The organism is Glaciecola sp. 1036, from assembly GCF_050306235.1.
Lineage (GTDB): Bacteria > Pseudomonadota > Gammaproteobacteria > Enterobacterales > Alteromonadaceae > Glaciecola.
The window spans coordinates 17,383-34,394 of the sequence record NZ_JBLWFH010000018.1; the positions used below are offsets into that span (position 1 = coordinate 17,383).

Annotated in this window: 15 protein-coding genes; 10 read left to right on the top strand and 5 right to left on the bottom strand. The window is 40.5% G+C overall.

Annotated features, from left to right (window positions below; translation table 11 throughout):
- Positions 1–30: 30 nt before the first annotated feature.
- From pdsO to ACNKW3_RS18040, 3 genes are read left to right on the top strand one after another with little or no spacing between them, the layout of a single operon-like run.
- On the top strand, positions 31–792 hold the full coding sequence (gene pdsO / locus ACNKW3_RS18030; protein ID WP_427400726.1) for a sortase-associated OmpA-like protein PdsO: 762 nt from the start codon (positions 31–33) through the stop codon (positions 790–792).
- A gap of 35 nt (positions 793–827) precedes the next feature.
- Positions 828–3,014 (top strand): VIT domain-containing protein, encoded by a 2,187-nt coding sequence (locus tag ACNKW3_RS18035; protein ID WP_427400727.1) that lies wholly within the window; start codon positions 828–830, stop codon positions 3,012–3,014.
- Positions 3,015–3,016: 2 nt separating this feature from the next.
- Positions 3,017–3,586, top strand: a complete 570-nt coding sequence (locus ACNKW3_RS18040; protein ID WP_427400728.1) for a class GN sortase — start codon at positions 3,017–3,019, stop codon at positions 3,584–3,586.
- Between the two features lie 11 nt (positions 3,587–3,597).
- Here the strand turns inward: ACNKW3_RS18040 and ACNKW3_RS18045 are convergent, their stop codons facing one another.
- From ACNKW3_RS18045 to djlA, 3 genes are all read right to left on the bottom strand, one after another.
- The gene (locus ACNKW3_RS18045; protein WP_427400729.1) at positions 3,598–4,386 is read right to left on the bottom strand and encodes a thioredoxin fold domain-containing protein; all 789 of its coding nucleotides are present in this window, start codon (positions 4,384–4,386) and stop codon (positions 3,598–3,600) included.
- 157 nt (positions 4,387–4,543) lie between these two features.
- The gene (gene xerD, locus ACNKW3_RS18050; RefSeq protein WP_427400730.1) at positions 4,544–5,455 is read right to left on the bottom strand and encodes a site-specific tyrosine recombinase XerD; all 912 of its coding nucleotides are present in this window, start codon (positions 5,453–5,455) and stop codon (positions 4,544–4,546) included.
- A complete protein-coding gene (djlA, locus tag ACNKW3_RS18055) occupies positions 5,455–6,306 on the bottom strand; it encodes a co-chaperone DjlA (protein WP_427400731.1) in 852 nt (283 codons plus the stop codon). Before djlA ends, xerD begins: the two co-directional genes overlap by 1 nt.
- Before the next feature lie 225 nt (positions 6,307–6,531).
- On the opposite strand from djlA, the gene ACNKW3_RS18060 reads away from it, so the two are divergent.
- From ACNKW3_RS18060 to ACNKW3_RS18090, 7 genes are all read left to right on the top strand, one after another.
- On the top strand, positions 6,532–8,706 hold the full coding sequence (locus ACNKW3_RS18060) for an LPS-assembly protein LptD (protein ID WP_427400732.1): 2,175 nt from the start codon (positions 6,532–6,534) through the stop codon (positions 8,704–8,706).
- Between the two features lie 21 nt (positions 8,707–8,727).
- On the top strand, positions 8,728–10,017 hold the full coding sequence (gene surA / locus ACNKW3_RS18065; protein WP_427400733.1) for a peptidylprolyl isomerase SurA: 1,290 nt from the start codon (positions 8,728–8,730) through the stop codon (positions 10,015–10,017).
- Between the two features lie 9 nt (positions 10,018–10,026).
- Positions 10,027–11,013, top strand: a complete 987-nt coding sequence (gene pdxA / locus ACNKW3_RS18070; RefSeq protein ID WP_427400734.1) for a 4-hydroxythreonine-4-phosphate dehydrogenase PdxA — start codon at positions 10,027–10,029, stop codon at positions 11,011–11,013.
- On the top strand, positions 11,010–11,825 hold the full coding sequence (rsmA, locus tag ACNKW3_RS18075; RefSeq protein ID WP_427400735.1) for a 16S rRNA (adenine(1518)-N(6)/adenine(1519)-N(6))-dimethyltransferase RsmA: 816 nt from the start codon (positions 11,010–11,012) through the stop codon (positions 11,823–11,825). The genes pdxA and rsmA overlap by 4 nt, the downstream gene beginning before the upstream one ends.
- On the top strand, positions 11,812–12,183 hold the full coding sequence (gene apaG, locus ACNKW3_RS18080) for a Co2+/Mg2+ efflux protein ApaG (RefSeq protein ID WP_427400736.1): 372 nt from the start codon (positions 11,812–11,814) through the stop codon (positions 12,181–12,183). Before rsmA ends, apaG begins: the two co-directional genes overlap by 14 nt.
- An 18-nt stretch (positions 12,184–12,201) precedes the next feature.
- Positions 12,202–13,023 carry a symmetrical bis(5'-nucleosyl)-tetraphosphatase gene (locus tag ACNKW3_RS18085; protein ID WP_427400737.1) on the top strand — a complete coding sequence of 274 codons (822 nt, stop codon included), beginning with the start codon at positions 12,202–12,204 and terminating at the stop codon, positions 13,021–13,023.
- A gap of 67 nt (positions 13,024–13,090) precedes the next feature.
- Positions 13,091–15,115 carry a methyl-accepting chemotaxis protein gene (locus tag ACNKW3_RS18090; protein WP_427400738.1) on the top strand — a complete coding sequence of 675 codons (2,025 nt, stop codon included), beginning with the start codon at positions 13,091–13,093 and terminating at the stop codon, positions 15,113–15,115.
- 55 nt (positions 15,116–15,170) lie between these two features.
- On the opposite strand, the gene lysC is transcribed toward ACNKW3_RS18090, so the two are convergent.
- Together lysC and ACNKW3_RS18100 are read right to left on the bottom strand one after the other, a co-directional pair.
- Positions 15,171–16,520 (bottom strand): lysine-sensitive aspartokinase 3, encoded by a 1,350-nt coding sequence (gene lysC, locus ACNKW3_RS18095; RefSeq protein ID WP_427400739.1) that lies wholly within the window; start codon positions 16,518–16,520, stop codon positions 15,171–15,173.
- Positions 16,521–16,545: 25 nt separating this feature from the next.
- The gene (locus ACNKW3_RS18100; protein ID WP_427400740.1) at positions 16,546–16,983 is read right to left on the bottom strand and encodes a DUF192 domain-containing protein; all 438 of its coding nucleotides are present in this window, start codon (positions 16,981–16,983) and stop codon (positions 16,546–16,548) included.
- Between the last annotated feature and the right edge of the window lie 29 nt (positions 16,984–17,012).

The following is a 17,012-nucleotide window of genomic DNA, read 5'->3' on the forward strand; positions in this document are numbered from 1 at the left end:
AACAAACACAAAAACTTGAAAGGAAAGAAAATGAAAAAACTTATTTTAGCAACAACAATAGTAATGACTTTAGGTGCAGGTTTCTCTTCATATGCAGAAGCTTCAACAAATAGCAATAGAAGCGAAAAAGAAAATAAAAATGATGCCATTGGTTTTGGCGCTGGTGCTATCACAGGTGCAGCAATCGGTGGTCCAGCTGGCGCAGTAATTGGCGGAATGATTGGGCTATTTATCGCAGATGATGTCAATGATGAAAACAAAATTGAACAGCAAGAACAAGCCTTACTAGCAAATCAAGCTTTAGTAAAACAACAGCGTCAAGACATCGCGATGCTGCGTACCGATATTAAAAATCTGAACGATGAGAAAATGACCCAAGCAGTGAATTTTGAAACTGCAAAGTCAACCTTATTAGCAGAGAGTATTCCGAACATTGAAACCAGCGTTCAATTTAAAACAGCATCAGCAACAATAGATGAAAGTTACAAAAATCAACTCGACAGTATTGCCGAGCTACTCGTTCAATTTCCTGAGTTAAGTGCAAGAGTAACCGGCTATGCAGATCATCGAGGCAATCGTCAATTTAACGATGAACTGTCGAACAAAAGAGCGTTGACAGTAAAGCAGTATTTAATGTCGCAACAGGTATCAGAGCAGCAAATCCATTCAGCAGGGTTAGGGGAAGTCAGTAGCAATGGCGCACAACCTACTTCTTATGAAAAGTTATTCTTCGATCGCAAAGCAATTATCAAAATTGTACCCACTAAAACCGTAATGACAGCAGCCAATTAATTGGCTGCCGTTTTTTTTCGAACAAGGATAAACTCATGACAAATATAACCAAAATCACCTTGTTTGTAGCTGTAGTCGGTTTAGTGGCTATTTTGCATAATCTTGTAGATAAACATGCCCGCGCCAACACTGTGCAAACTCGTACCCAGGAAGTCACAGCGCCAGTAAATCAAGTCACTGTGCAAAATCTGAGTGTTGTCTCCTCTTCCTCTGCAACTGACGATGAGATTGTCACTTCGCCGCAGGTTACCAATATTTATCAAACCGAAACTGGCAGTTTTTATTTTTCTCAAGCGAGCTTTAGTCAAAACGAGGCAATAGATTACACTCCTGCAGTGCTTAAAAGCTCACATTTTAAAGTAAAGGTCACTGGCCCCATTCAAAGAACTAAGGTTATACAAGAGTTTTCTAATCCCAGCAAAGATTGGCAAGACGGCGTTTATGTATTTCCTTTGCCAATTGGAGCTGCAGTGGATAGTCTTAAAATGATTATTGATGATCGCGAGATCATCGGAGAAATTAAACCCAAAGAAGAAGCGAAACGAATCTTTGAACAAGCCAAGGCGTCGGGTAAAAGAGCCAGTTTGGTTAGCCAACTACGCCCTAATATGTTTAAAAACAATGTGAGCAATATTCCGCCGGATGCAAAAATTACCGTTGAGCTTGAGTTTCAACAATTATTGGATCTGTCAGATCAAGGATACGAACTTAGATTACCCACAGGTATCACACCTCGATATGTGCCAGTAGCATCCCCCGAATATATTGAAGCTAGCGGTCATCCCGTAGACACTGATACAAACGAACTGATCATTGAAGTTGATCTGAACATGGGCGTGCCTTTAGATTCAATTGAATCCTTACACCATGAGATTATCCAAAAACAACAAAGCAAAGCCCAGTACTATCTGCGCACTACCTCTGATGTCAACAACACACAGTCGTTTGTGCTCAGATGGCAACCTAAAAATCAATCACATACCCAAGTTAGTCATATTCAAGAATCCATAGATGATATGGAATACGGGTTAATTTCCTTGTTAGCCCCGCAACAACCGGCAGCCCAAGTAAATAGAGACATCACCTTTATTCTTGATACCTCAGGTTCTATGGTGGGAGACTCTATTATCCAGGCAAAAGAAGCACTCAAGGTCGCGATCAAAGATTTGGCGCCCGATGATAGGTTTAACCTTATTGAATTTGATAGTGATGCTAATGCATTGTGGGGTGTTACTTATGAAGCTAGTGAGGGAAACATTGAACAAGCAATAAACTTTATAGACAAATTGGAAGCCGATGGCGGCACCGAAATGTTGAGCGCGTTAGAACTAGCGTTTGAGTTGCAAAAATATCAACGCCCACAATCTGATCATTTTAGGCAACTTATTTTCATTACTGATGGCAGTGTTGCTAACGAAGCGCAAGTATTAGCTAAAATTCACAATGCTATAGGTGATACTCGACTATTTACTATCGGAATTGGCAGTGCCCCAAATGAATATTTCATGCAAGAAGCGGCTTTAGCTGGTAGGGGAACATTTACCTTCATCGGCGATACTAATCTGGTAACCGCAGAAATGACCAAGCTGTTAAAAAAAATCAAACAACCTATTTTGACCGATTTAAACATCCAATTGTTACATCAAGGGGCACCTGTGGATGTTGATATTTTCCCATCTCAAATTCCTGATTTATATGCTGGAGAGCCTTTACACATTTTTTATCGGCAACAGCTATTGCCACAAGACTCTTTCAAAATAGAGTTAACAGGGAAACAAGGAAGATATACCAACCAAGGTAAATTTGAAAAACAAGCTTGGTCCAGATTAATTACCCCTATGCAAGCAGAAGAAAACGCCGGAATTAATAAACAATGGGCCTACGAAAAAATTCAACAGCTTAATCGCACGCTGCATACCACATTAACGCAAGGTGACGATTACAAGGCATTAAAAGAATACACCAAAGAAAAAGTTACCGAATTGGCAATGGAGCACCATATTGTGTCTGACTATACCAGCCTAATTGCGGTAGACCATCAAAAACAAGACGCTTTGGAACGCAGAATGCAAACCGCAGGCATAGATACACAACAGTTCAAACTAGCCCAAACCGCTACAAAATCGGGATGGTTAAACTATTGGGGTCTATTTATCTTATTTGTCGGCGCTATTGGTATCGCGATAAGTTCGACCTTTCTTTTGAAAAAAAGAGCGGCTTAAAAATGACAGTCAAGGCAGCTAAAGGATTTTTAGTTGGCAGCACGGCGGTGTTGTTACTGGGCATAGGCTTTATCGCCTGTGCCAATTATATTCAAGCAAAAGCATGGTTAGCTCAGTATTTGATTGAACAGGCGTGGCAACAAAGTGTTGAGACTAACAGCCAAGTAAAACCTTGGCCTTGGGCTGATACCTTTGTGGTTGGTGAATTACAGTTGCCCCAACAAAATCTAATGATTTTAGAAGGCGAAAGTCTACGTAATCTAGCTTTTGGCCCAACGAGAATGAGTAGCAGTGCTAAGTTTGAACAGTTTGGCAATACCGTCATTTACGGTCACAGAGATACACACTTTGCCAGTTTAGAAGAAGTAAAATTGGGGGACAGAATTCAAGTAAAACACAAAAATGGCGTACGTAACTATGTGATTAACAGCATAGAGGTTGTGAATGCTTTCGATAGTTATGTCACAGCACCAAGCCAAGATACTATGTTGACGCTGATCACTTGTTATCCGTTTGGAGGTATAGAGGTAAATCCAGACCAACGCTTTGTGGTAAAAGCGTTGGCTATTTAATGTTGCAAGGGTTAGCCTGAAATCTGCTGTAAACTTTGCAACAATACATTAGCAGGTTGGTAACCAGGGATCATAGTACCATCGGGTAATATTATATTTGGTGTACCGGTTACACCAACTTGTCGACCAAAGTTATAATGGTCAGCAACATTGTTTTGGCAGCTAGTGCGTGCAATTTGTTGACCGGCTTTTGCTTTGGTCATTGCCTCTTGAGGGTTTTCAGAGCACCAAACTGAAACCGTATCTCGGAAACTATCTGATCCAATACCAGCTCTGGGGTAAGCAAGATATCTAACAGTGATGCCTAAATCGTTCAGCACAGACATTTCGTTATGCAGTTTACGACAATAACCACAAGTGGTGTCAGTAAAAACATTAACCACATATTTTTCATCTTCCGCTTTAAACTCAATGGCACTTGTGGCAAATTCTTCAATGCCGTGCAAACGCATATCTTTAAGCGCGGTCTCAGTAACGTCAGAAATCCCATCTTTAACATCGAAAATTCGTGCTTGCAAAAAGTAATTGCCATCTTTGCTGGCGTAGAATAACCCTTTGTTAGTATATAGCTGTAGTAAACCATCAATTGGGGAGTCGGCGACACCGTCAATCCTTAATTGTAGCTTTTTCGCTAGTTGATTAACTACGTCTTGATAGTCTGCTGTTAAATCTTGGCTTACCGAAGTAGGCTCTGTTGAAGCTTTAATGCTATTTTCGTCTTTGGCAGCATTAACGCTCATTCCCGCCACTAGTATGAAAAGCACACCTATCACACCTGCGATCATAATTTTTTTAGACATTACTTTTCCTGATTTTCAAAAGCGCTTCTGACCATACTAGACCGCAAATTTGGGTCCTTTGTTTCAAATATCCGCTTAAAATAAAAAACCTGAAGTATTTTACTGCTGACGTTCAGATACTAGATTGCTCTGAGTATAGCAAAACTTTCCTCTTAACTTAACCTCTAGGATGATGCTGTTTGACTAAAGTTTGAAGTCTATGTGTTGCTACATGGGTATAAATTTGCGTTGTGGAGAGATCCGAGTGGCCTAATAACATTTGCACAACCCTTAAATCCGCCCCATGATTCAGCAAATGGGTGGCAAAGGCATGGCGAAGTGTATGAGGCGACAAATCAACTTCTATGTTGACCAGTTTTGCATAATGTTTAATTCGATGCCAAAAGGTTTGCCTAGTCATGGTATTTCCTAATCGACTGGGAAATACCGTATTGCTTGGTTTAGTGAGCAGTTGCGACCGAGTATGTTTGATGTAATCTTGTAAAATATCTTGAGCATTTTCCCCCATGGGTACCAAGCGCTCTTTGTCTCCTTTCCCTGTAACCCTTATGACCCCTTGCACAATACTGATTTCATGCATTTGTAAATTGACCAATTCACTGACTCTAATGCCTGTGGCATATAAAAGTTCTAGCATAGCTTTATCGCGCATCTGAATTGGATCTTCTAGATCAGGCGCTTCTAGTAAAGCATCCACTTGCTGTTCTGACAAAGTGGTGGGCAAATAACTGGGTAACTTAGGGTTGCGTATATTATCAATAGGATTTTTTTCAACCTTTTTAATCTCTATTAAATATTGATAATAAGCGCGGCATGTACTTAAAAAACGAGAGGTTGAACGCTGAGAAATTTGTTTACTTAATCGATATTCCAAATAACTTTGAAGCTGAGTTTCCGTGGCATTTTCTAAATTTCCTCCGCCTACATAAGTTTGGATAAATAAAGCAAACTTTGTTAAATCGGTGCGATAAGCACTGGCAGTATTTTTTGATAGACCACGCTCTAGCCATAACATATTGATAAATTCATCAATACTATCTGCATTAGGAATCGAAAGCTTTGTTTCCATCAAAATCCGCGATTTTGTTTGATTAACTCATAGGCAGCTTGAATTTCTTGCGTCCGTCGATTTGCCAGATCGATTGCTTGTTGCGGAACACCCTTGGCCAACAGTTTATCAGGATGATGTTGCGACATTTGCTTTTTATATGCGCGTTTGACTTCTTTATCATCTACAGATGGAGCTACGCCCAATATTTTATAGGCATCTTCGATAGTCGGCCCATTTTTTTGTTGATATTGCTGGCGTTGGCGTTGATTTGACCATTGACCACCAGCGGCACCGGCTCTTCGAAAACGTTGCCCGGCCTCAAACGTTGTTATTAAAAACTGTAAATCAGCGTTGCTGAAGCCCAAACGACTGGCTACTCGCTGTAAAATATTGAGTTCAGGTTGTGACAGCTTGCCGTCTGCGCAGGCTGCTGCGATAAGAATTTCCAAAAATATCTGCATGATATCACTGCGACCATGACAATAGGCCTTAAAGGTGTCGACCATGTCATCTAACGGGAAATCTCTTTCTTTACCATCTCTAAACGCTTGTTGTGCTTCTTGTCTAACCTGACCGGTTAATTGCATGTCATCCATTAAAATGGAGGCAATTTTGATTTCTTCAGGTGTAACTCTTCCATCTGCTTTGCTGATGTGACCTAGGGCAGAAAATAGTGCATGAAAAAACATAGCATCTTGGCGAATGCCGTCAGGCGATGTAAAAAAGCGTGCAAAACCGCCACTGGATGAGAATGATCTTGCGTAGTTTACATCAAACATATGGCCCACAATTAAGCCTAAAATTCCTCCTGGAAGTTTAAAAATTGCGAAGCCTATAAGCGCACCAACTACTTTTCCCCAATACGTCATATTTATTATCTGATAGGTGTTATTTATTGTTAATTTTGCTCAATTGTAATCAAGAATATTTTTTTTTGATACGAAAACGCAATAAATATGTTTTTTTTATGCGTAAAAGGTTGGTTATTACGCATAATAACTATAAACTTTACGAGTTTATTTTCATCTTCAGCAGTTATTCTAAAACAATAAATGATTCGACTCGCCCTGCCATTTGTTTTAATCAGTCTACCATTGAGTAAAGTCTTCGGTGCGCAACTACAATGCCCCACGGACTCTCATGAGTTTGAACCTACAGAAATTCCTGCGGGAATACTGGCGGTATCGTCTCATGAAGCGCAAATAATCAAAGATACACAAGCGACTTTTCAGGGCGATGTAATCATTAAAACACAAGACAGTGTGATTAAAACTGAGTCTGCAAGTATTGAAAATAATGGTGAAGTCATCAAAGCAGAAGGTGACGTGTATTACACGGATCCATTGCTTAATGTTGAAAGCTTAGGTGTTGAAATTAATACGCCACTTAAGCTCCTGCAAATGGCGTCCACCGAATACAAGTTGAGTAGTATCAATGGCCGAGGCGGTTCTGAAGTACTATCCATTTCTGAACAAAACGGCATTTTGTTGGAAGACGTGAGTTTTACCACCTGCCCAAAAGGCAATGAAGATTGGAAAATTCAAGCAAGTGAGATTCGAATCGCTGATGGCAAACCTTTTGGTGAAGCCAAACATACCCGATTTTATATCGGTGGTGTTCCGGTGTTTTATCTACCTTATTTTGCGTTCCCCATTACAACGGCAAGACAAACTGGATTTTTATTCCCTGAATTAGGCAGTACCAGTAGCACTGGACTTGAATATGAGCAACCATTCTACTGGAATTTTGCCCCTAACATTGATGCCACTTTTAGCACCAGGTTAATGACTAACCGCGGACTACAATTAAAAAATGAATGGCGTTATCTAACAGAAAATCATTTAGGTGAAGTTCAGCTTGAATATTTACCCAATGATATTGATAGAGAGCAAGACAAGTCTCGCTATTTCTATCGTTTCACTCACCGCGGAAAGCTAAGTGAAAATTGGACTATAGCAGCCGACATTAGTGATTTGAGTGATGATAACTATATTGTTGATTTAGGCTCAGATTTTTATAATCAAGCAGATACCCATTTGTATCGTCAATTAGGTGTAAGCTATTTTTCAGAAAATCTAGACTTTTCCATGTTTGTGCGTGACTTTGCCACACTTGGCCGTCTTAACAATAACTACAGAGCCTTACCAGAAGCCAAATTAAATTACACCACTGCATTAAATGATCTTATAGATTTTGATGTACACTCTGAACTGGCTTATTTTGAAAATCGAAGTGACGAGTTTGCCAATGCGGTTCGTCTGCATGTTGAACCATCATTAAGCTTACCTTATCAAAAAGCTTGGGGAGAACTCCTAGCGCAGGTAAGTGTTATGCATACTTACTACAATCAAGATATTCCTGATGGCAACACTAGTTTAAAAGAAACGGTCAACCGCACCTTGGGTAAAGCAAGACTATATGGTTCTTTGATTTTTGAGCGAGAGAATTCAGGCCCGAAAGGCAATTATTTGCTCACCTTTGAGCCAAAAGCACAGTATCTATTTACCAGTTATGAATCACAGACCGATATTGGCTTGTACGATACTACTCAATTGTTAACCACGGTAAACAACTTATTCCGTGGTCAAGAATTTACTGGCTTAGACCGCATCAATGATAATAATCAATTTACCCTAGGCGCAACCGCTCGCATAATCGATGAAAATAACCGTGAAGTTTTGGTTGCCAGTGTAGGGCAGATAATTTATCTTGAAGACGCAAAGCTTCAGAACAGTTTCAGAAATGACAATAGATCGGCTATCGCTGCAGAAGTTGATTGGCAAGTGAACCAAAATTGGTTTTTGCACTCTGATATACAGCTTAGTAATACCACGAATAAGGTTGAACGGAGCAGTTTTTCAACCGAGTATAGGCTGGATCAAAACAAATTAATCCAAATTAACCATAGATATATTCGCTCATTGTCAGATGAACGAATTAATCAGTTTGGAATTTCAGCCAGTTGGCCAATTGCGAAAAATTGGCATTGGGTGGGAAGATGGTATAAAGATATAGAATTATCTCGCACCTCGGAAAGCTTTTTTGGGATTGAATACGAAAGTTGTTGTTGGGCATTAAGATTAACCATGCAACGACATTTGGCTACCCGCTTTAATAATGATGGTATCCGAGATGTTAACGAGTTTGATTCAGGTATCGCGCTACAATTTGTATTTAGCGGCCTAAGCAATAGAAAATCGAATAGTAGTAAAATAGATATGTTACAGCAGGGGTTATTCGGTTACCGACAGCCCTTTGTTTTAAATTAATAACAGCAGTTTAGTGAGTTTATGAATAGTAAAATACGCTTAATTTTAGTGACAGCAGCCCTGTTTTTCAGTGCCAATGCGTTAGCAGCCAAAGAGTTATTGGATAAGGTTGCAGTAATAGTTGATCAAGGAGTTGTGCTGGAAAGCGAAATTGATGAAGTGGTTGAAAACGTAAAAGCTAACGCGGTAGCCCAAGGCCAATCACTCCCGTCTGATAGAGCGCTTAGAACCCAAGCCATTGAAAAACTGATTGTAGAAAACCTACAGATGCAAATGGCAGAGCGTATGGGCATACAAATCAGTGATCCCCAGCTTGATCAGACCATCAATAACATGGCGAGAGGAGAAGGCCTAACACCTGAGCAGTTTCGACGAGAAATCGCTAACCAAGGTCTTACTTACGAATCGTATAGAGAACAAGTCCGAAAAGAGTTAATTATGGGTGAGGTTCGCCGCGCCAACGTAAGACGCCGCGTGTATATCACACCACAAGAGATTTCTACTCTAGTGCAACTTATTGAACAGCAAGGTGCCTCTCAAGCGGAATATCAATTAGGCCATATTTTGGTTGGATTACCAGGCGGTGCAACAGAAGAAGAAATTGAAGATGCAAGAGATCGCGCTGATACCATTATTAAGTTATTAAATGAAGGTTCTGACTTTGCCCGCATGGCAATAGGTTCTTCGTCTGGTGCCGAAGCGCTGAATGGCGGAGACATGGGTTGGATGAACATTAACTCAATGCCTACCCTGTTTGCAGAAGCTGTGCAAGGTCGTAAAAAAGATGAACTTATTGGGCCAATTCGTTCAGGCGCAGGTTTTCATATTCTTAAAATTATGAACACCCGTGGCGTTGAGATTGTAGAAGTTGAAGAAGTAAATGCCCGTCATATTTTGATCAAACCTTCAATTATTTTAAGTGATGCTAAAGCCGAACAAATGCTAAAAGAATTCAGACAAGATTTAATTGACGGTAATGCTGATTTTGCAGAACTTGCGAAAGAGCATTCTGAAGATCCTGGTTCAGCACTACGAGGTGGTGAGCTAGGCTACAACGACCCAAACATTTATGTACCAGAATTTAAAGAAGCTTTAGCAGCGTTAGAAAAAGATGAATACAGTATGCCAGTGCGTTCTCAACATGGTTGGCACTTGATTCAATTACTGGATCGCCGCGTTGAAGATGCGACTGAAAAACGAAAAGAAGAAAGAGCATATCAATTGATTTACAACCGAAAATTCCAAGAAGAAACTGACTCTTGGTTAAGAGAACTGCGAGATCAAGCATATATTGAAGTGGTTGAATCTTAAGGAAGATAAATGAACTCGCCCGTAAGAATTGCCGTTACTCCAGGTGAACCTGCTGGAATCGGCCCAGACTTAATTGTCAAACTCGTTGAGCACACATGGGATGCTCAACTGGTTATCTTTGCTGACGCGCATATGTTGAGCGAGCGAGCTGCTGCACTGGGTCAAACCATAAGCATAATTCCGTTCGAACCTGGTTTGCAGTATGTGCAAAAGCCTGGAGAACTGATCGTTCAGCATATTCCCGTTTCTGCTCCTGTAACAGCCGGTGAATTAAATCCAGAAAACGGTCATTATGTGGTTGAAACTCTGCGTCAAGCTTGTGAGCAAAACATGGAGGGAAATTTTGATGCTGTAGTTACTGGTCCTGTACATAAAGGCATCATTAACAAAGCGGGAATTTCCTTCAGTGGACATACTGAATACTTTGCTCAATTATCCGGCTGTAGTGATGTTGTTATGATGCTGGCAACTGACGGTCTTCGGGTATGTTTGGCAACTACCCACATTCCACTTGCTTACGTTTCTAAAGCAATCACAGCTGAGCGCATTGAAAAAGTCGTGCGTATTATCAACACTGACCTTAAATTAAAATTTGGCATCGATAATCCAAAGATTTATGTTTGTGGACTTAATCCTCACGCAGGAGAAAGTGGACATCTAGGTAATGAAGAAATACTGGTTATAACGCCAACGCTAGATATGCTTCGTGACCAAGGTCTCAATCTGATTGGTCCATTGCCTGCTGATACTATATTTCAGCCTAAATACTTAGATGACGCTGATGCCGTATTGGCGATGTATCACGACCAAGGCTTACCTGTGCTTAAATTTAAAGGGTTTGGTAACTCAGTTAATATTACGCTAGGCTTACCTTTTATTAGAACCTCGGTAGATCACGGCACAGCAACAGACTTAGCCGGCACAGGTACAGCTGATACAGGCAGTATTATCAGAGCAATTGACGAAGCGATTAAAATAGCGAACAAGCAAGCGTGAGTAAAACCCATTTAGGCCACACGGCACGAAAACGATTTGGACAAAATTTCTTATTCGATGAATTTATCATCGACCAGATCGTGTCAGCGATTAAACCGCAAAATCATCAAAATCTTATTGAGATAGGCCCAGGTCTTGGTGCCCTAACAGAGCCGGTTGCAGAAGTTATTGAACATTTAACTTGTATCGAATTAGACAGAGATCTGGCCAAACGTTTACGTGCTCACCCTTTTATTCGTGATAAGTTAACCATTGTTGAAGCTGATGCATTGAAGGTAGATTTCAATATATTGGCCCAACAAGACAAACCAATGCGTATATTTGGTAATCTGCCTTATAACATCTCTACGCCCTTAATGTTTCACTTATTTGAGTATGCAAACCTTATTGAAGACATGCATTTTATGCTGCAACTTGAAGTGGTAAAACGTCTAAGCGCGGGAGTTGGTGATAAGCTCTATGGCAGATTATCGATTATGGCACAATATTACTGCCAAGCTATTCCTGTGCTACAGGTGCCTCCAACTGCGTTTAAACCACCTCCAAAGGTTGAGTCAGCGATTATTAGACTGATACCGCACAAACAAGCGCCAGTTGAAGTAGATGATGTTCAATGTCTTGAGAGAGTCGTTGCTGCTGCGTTTAATCAAAGACGAAAAACCCTTCGCAACAGTTTAAAAGAATTACTGACGGAGCAGGAAATAATTGCAACTGGTGTTGACCCAGAAGCGCGAGCCCAAAATGTCTCGTTAGCGTTATTTGCTTCTCTCGCTAATAAAGTGTTTCTAAAAAAATCCAATGATGAATATTGATATTCAAGTAAAAACCAAATATTTAGGCCTGCAAGAAAAAAAAGATAACTTACCTGTTCATGTCTTTAGTTACACTGTTACCATAGTGAATCACAGTGATGAAGCTGTCACCTTACGCAGTCGTTATTGGCTGATCACTAATGGTGATGGTGAAAAAATAGAAGTTAAAGGAGATGGCGTGGTTGGAGAGCAGCCTAAAATAAAATCTACTGAAAGCTATTCCTACACAAGTGCATCTATGATTAAATCAGATGTAGGCACAATGGAAGGATTTTATGTGTTTGAACTTGAAGACAAATCTACATTTAAAGCGCCAATCCCTGTTTTTACTTTGGCGAAGCCAAACGCTTTACACTGAACTAGCAGTTGATTAATTATGGCCAACTACGTAATAGGTGATATACAAGGCTGCTGTAAAGGATTAAAAGCCATTCTGAAAAAGGCTAAATTTAATCCAGAACAAGACAAGTTATACGCAGTAGGCGACTTGGTTGCTAGGGGCTCTCAATCACTGGAAACCTTACAATTTTGCCGCGATCTCGGTGATGCGTTTGAGACCGTACTAGGTAACCATGATTTACATTTAATTGCCATCGCCCATGGCATTCGTAAAGATAAACCCTCAGATAAACTTGCAAGCCTGATTAATCATGCGTCATTTTCCTCGCTGATTGACTGGTTAATGACTAAGCCACTGGCACTTAAACCTGAACCTAAGACGCTGATAACCCACGCGGGTTTATATCCTAGCTTTTCGGTCAAACAAGCGTTGAAATTATCCGAGGAAATTCAAGATTCCTTGCAGTCCGAAAAATCCAGTGATTTTCTGCGCCGAATGTATGGCAATAGTCCCGACCTTTGGGATCCCAAACATAAAAAAGAAGAGCGCCAACGTTTCGCGGTAAATGCACTGACAAGAATGCGCTATCTGACAGCTAAAAATCGCCTGGAGTTCGAAACCAAATGCCACCCCAATTATGCCCCAAAAAATTTGACCCCGTGGTTTTTGTTGCCAAACAAGAATTTAACCAAAAAACACCGCATCATTTTTGGTCATTGGGCATCTTTAAACGGCCTGAATAAACAACAACCTGATACCCAAGCAAAAATTTTCGGACTAGATACCGGATATGTTTGGGGTAACCAACTCAGCCTCCTAAATCTATCTACAAATTCAATTATTCGATATAAAGCTTAAGTTCTCCATTTAGCTGACGATACTTAATAACGGCTTTGCAATTAGCTTTTACAAAAATGGAGCAATTATGAATATAACAGTAGCTACGCGTGTCCGTGGTGGATTCGCCGTAATTAGTGCACTGCTACTCATTTTGGGATACGTATCAATATCTGGATTAAATAGTGTAGGTAATGCTTCTGACGAAGTGAGTGATCTTGCGCTACCGACTGTCTCTGGGAGTTCGACACTTAAAGCTGCCTTTTTAAACATGGGCCGACTATCGTTCGAAGGATTTATCAGCGAAGAATACAGTGAAGTCGAAAAAAAACGTGCTGCTTTTAATACCAGTAAAAATAATTTTGATGCGACTTTCAACGAATTGCTTAACGTGGTAGAAAATGACCAAGACATGCAATCAACTGTCAATTCGCTTAAATCACTCTATCAAGAGTATGTAGCAGCCAACAATAAAATGTTTGATTCTCACCTAGCGGCAATTCAGTTAAACAGTACTCTTTCAGACATAGTTGCTACCATCGAAGAAAGTACTGATGATGCATCATCCTACTTATTAGATTTTATTGATATGGATGAAGTACAAGATTCTAGAGCGCTTTCAAACGCAGCAGAGTATGCAGAATCTTTAGAAACCAGCATGTTGACTATTATCTCCTTAGGATCCGAATACAACAAAACGGAGACTATCCAAAGGGCAGATCTTCGCGGCAAAGAAATCATGGTGATCTTGGACCAGCTAAAGGATAAGTTTAGCGAAATGGTGCAAGCTGCTAATGGCGAAGATGAAAGCGGTACAATCGACGAAGTAAACACACTGGTTGCTTCCATCAACGAAGCAATTACCGGATCTACTGGACTTTTATCAACCAAAATTAATCAATTGGAAGAAATTCGATCATCCGAAGAAGCGCTTAATCAAGCCGATACCAATATCAACCTAGCAATCAAACAACTAGAAGCGCTTAATTTAATGGCTGATGCTAAAGCCTCAGAAATTAAAGAAAGAGTATCTGGTCAGGTAAGTTCGAGCGTAACCACTGCTATTCTGGTATTACTTATCTCCATTGGTTTGGCAGCATTTATTAGTTTCAACAGTGTAAGAGCTATTACTGGACCACTTTCTAGAGTCAATAATTTACTTAAAATAGCCTCTTCAGGCGACCTTACCCATCGTTTAGATGATACTTCTACAGATGAATTTGGGGAACTTTCACGTAACTGTAATCACCTAATCGACAATCTAAAAGATCTTATCAATGTGATTAATCAGCGTGCTGACCAATTAGCAGCCGCCTCAACTGAAACCTCTACAGTGACCTATCAAGCAACCACGTCGATAGAAGAGCAAAAGTCTCAGTTGTCACAAATAGCTGCAGCCACTATGCAAATGCATACTACTTCTGAATTGGTATCTAAGAGTGCCGAAGATACTTTAAATGAAATTAAGTCTGCTGATAGTGAAGCAGAGAAAGTCAAACGCATTTCTAACGACAATAAGTCAACTATTCAAACCCTTGCCAATGAAGTGGATAAAGCTGCAGAGGTTATTAACAAATTGCATCAAGACAGCGCAAGTATCGGTAGTATTCTTGATGTTATTCGTGGTGTTGCTGACCAAACAAACTTATTGGCGTTAAATGCCGCTATTGAAGCAGCCAGAGCTGGTGAACAAGGTCGAGGTTTCGCTGTGGTAGCAGATGAAGTTAGAACCCTTGCTAGTAGAACCCAAGAGTCTACTCAAGAAATCAACTCTATGATCGAAGTATTGCAAGCTGGCGCTGAAAAAGCCGTACTTGCTATGAGTCAGGGTAAAGAACAGACAGTTGCTTGTGTTGAACAAACCGAGCGTGCTGGGCTAGCGTTGAATCAAATCACTGATGCAGTGCACCGTGCATACGAAGTAAGTACTCGCATCGAAGATGCAGCCAAAGAGCAGCATACAGTTTCATCACAAATCAGTGAGCGTCTAGAAAGCATTGTTGGAATTGCCGAACAATCTACAGTTGGCGCTAAGCAAACGGCAGAGTCAAGCGCAGAAGTAGCGCGTTTAGCTGAGGAACTGCAAGAGTCAATCAGTCAGTTTAGAGTCTAAACACCCTCAAATATTTAAAGTATAAAGGCCAACCTAAACCGGTTGGCCTTTTTTATTACTCAAACAAAGCGTTGTGCAGCACTTTAACTACGTCGGCACTTTTGTCTTGTTCGACCACAAATGACAAGTTATGTACGTTGGCGCCAAAACAAATCATACGTAGATTAAAGTCAGATACTGCAGCGAAGATCTTTGAAGATACACCTGCAACACTGTGCATGTTGTTTCCTACTACTGTGACTACATCAAAATCACGCTCAATCTTGACGTCACAGATGTTACTTAACTCCGTTAGTGTTTCTTTATTCATTTTCTCAGACATCGAATTAGGAGGATTGTCTAAGGTAAATGACACAGCAATTTCAGAGGTTGTGACCAAATCTACACTGAGTTTATGTTTGGCAATTATATGGAAAACACGCTCCAAAAAGCCTTGAGCATACATCATTTTAGGCGTCTGCACTGTCACTAACACCTGATCTCGGCGACGAGTAATAGCTCGAAAACTTGGCTCATTTTTACAATCTCGCATGATCCAAGTACCGCCTTTTTCAGGTTCTTTACTGGATCCAACGAAAACCCGAATATCTTGCCGTAAAGCCGGCTCCATGGTGGCAGGATGTAGCACTTTGGCACCAAATGTCGCCATCTCAGCCGCTTCTTCAAAGCTTAATTCTGGTAATGGACGTGCCTTATCAGTAATTCTAGGATCTGTTGTGTAAACACCAATAACATCTGTCCAAATTTCACAGGTTACTGCATCTAAGGCTTCCGCTAATAGTGCTGCGGTAAAGTCTGACCCTCCTCGGCCTAAGGTTGTTGTTCGACCTTGATCATCAGCACCGATAAATCCTTGTGTAACTACTATATTGCTTGATAACTCTGGCGCTAGAATTTGCTGGCTTAACTGCTTTATGGTTGTCAGTTCAGGTACAGCTTCTGTGAAAGTACTGTCTGTACGCATTACTTTTCGCACATCAAAATTAATGGCTTGATGGCCCTTATCTCGGATAACCGCGGCTACCAACAAAGACGACATTCGCTCGCCCATAGACAAGAGTTCATCTTTTAAATCATCTCGAAAATTTAATTCTTCGTGACGCGCCAAAGTATCAAGTTCGTCTAACAAGCCAAAAAGTTTATCTTCCACTTCTTGTGGATTTTTCAATTCATTTAGAATAGCAAACTCAATCACTCGGATTTTTTCAACCACGTCGGTAATTTGCTCTGATGTAAGCGCAGTATTTGCCAGTAATACAAGGTGGTTTGTAATGCCAGCGGCTGCGCTAACAACCACAACTCGCGTATTAGGGTTATTGATTACAATAGACGCACAATTTTGTATGGCATTATGATTTGCGACACTGGTGCCGCCAAATTTGGCAACGTTAAGTGTTGGTTGCATTTAATTTGTATCCTAAAGTAAAAATTTAACGAACGTAATTTGGAAGCATGACATCATCTCCCACTTTTATATTATTTTTTTCGAACCAGCCCTGATTCATCTCCAACGCGAAGCGCACAGGCACAGATGAACTAATAGAGGTTTCATCTTCAGGTTCCATTTGCTTAATATCTGTGATGCGACCAAAGGCATTAATGTAGGCCACATCCAAAGGAATTAAGGTATTGCGCATCCACATACTGGCTATCTTGATTCTATCGAACTTAAACAACATACCGCAGTTTTCACATAGCTCACGGCGATACATCAAACCAAGCGCTCTTTCATGCTGTTCATCTGCATATTCCACTGCCAGTTCAATATCATTTATCGATAGCGAAACTAGGTCTGTTTGTTCTTGTTCATCTTCAGCAAATGTAGTGAAGGTCACTAACACTAGCAACAAAGCATAAATTTTATGCATAACTTTACCTGTTTTATATTTAGCCATAA

Excerpts from the sequence above, each read along its gene's own strand:
- pdsO (WP_427400726.1), top strand. The coding sequence starts at position 31 with ATGAAAAAACTTATTTTAGCAACAACAATAGTAATGACTTTAGGTGCA.
- ACNKW3_RS18035 (WP_427400727.1), top strand. The coding sequence starts at position 828 with ATGACAAATATAACCAAAATCACCTTGTTTGTAGCTGTAGTCGGTTTA.
- ACNKW3_RS18040 (WP_427400728.1), top strand. The coding sequence starts at position 3,017 with ATGACAGTCAAGGCAGCTAAAGGATTTTTAGTTGGCAGCACGGCGGTG.
- ACNKW3_RS18045 (WP_427400729.1), bottom strand. The coding sequence starts at position 4,386 with ATGTCTAAAAAAATTATGATCGCAGGTGTGATAGGTGTGCTTTTCATA.
- xerD (WP_427400730.1), bottom strand. The coding sequence starts at position 5,455 with ATGGAAACAAAGCTTTCGATTCCTAATGCAGATAGTATTGATGAATTT.
- djlA (WP_427400731.1), bottom strand. The coding sequence starts at position 6,306 with ATGACGTATTGGGGAAAAGTAGTTGGTGCGCTTATAGGCTTCGCAATT.
- surA (WP_427400733.1), top strand. The coding sequence starts at position 8,728 with ATGAATAGTAAAATACGCTTAATTTTAGTGACAGCAGCCCTGTTTTTC.
- pdxA (WP_427400734.1), top strand. The coding sequence starts at position 10,027 with ATGAACTCGCCCGTAAGAATTGCCGTTACTCCAGGTGAACCTGCTGGA.
- apaG (WP_427400736.1), top strand. The coding sequence starts at position 11,812 with ATGATGAATATTGATATTCAAGTAAAAACCAAATATTTAGGCCTGCAA.
- ACNKW3_RS18085 (WP_427400737.1), top strand. The coding sequence starts at position 12,202 with ATGGCCAACTACGTAATAGGTGATATACAAGGCTGCTGTAAAGGATTA.
- ACNKW3_RS18090 (WP_427400738.1), top strand. The coding sequence starts at position 13,091 with ATGAATATAACAGTAGCTACGCGTGTCCGTGGTGGATTCGCCGTAATT.
- lysC (WP_427400739.1), bottom strand. The coding sequence starts at position 16,520 with ATGCAACCAACACTTAACGTTGCCAAATTTGGCGGCACCAGTGTCGCA.
- ACNKW3_RS18100 (WP_427400740.1), bottom strand. The coding sequence starts at position 16,983 with ATGCATAAAATTTATGCTTTGTTGCTAGTGTTAGTGACCTTCACTACA.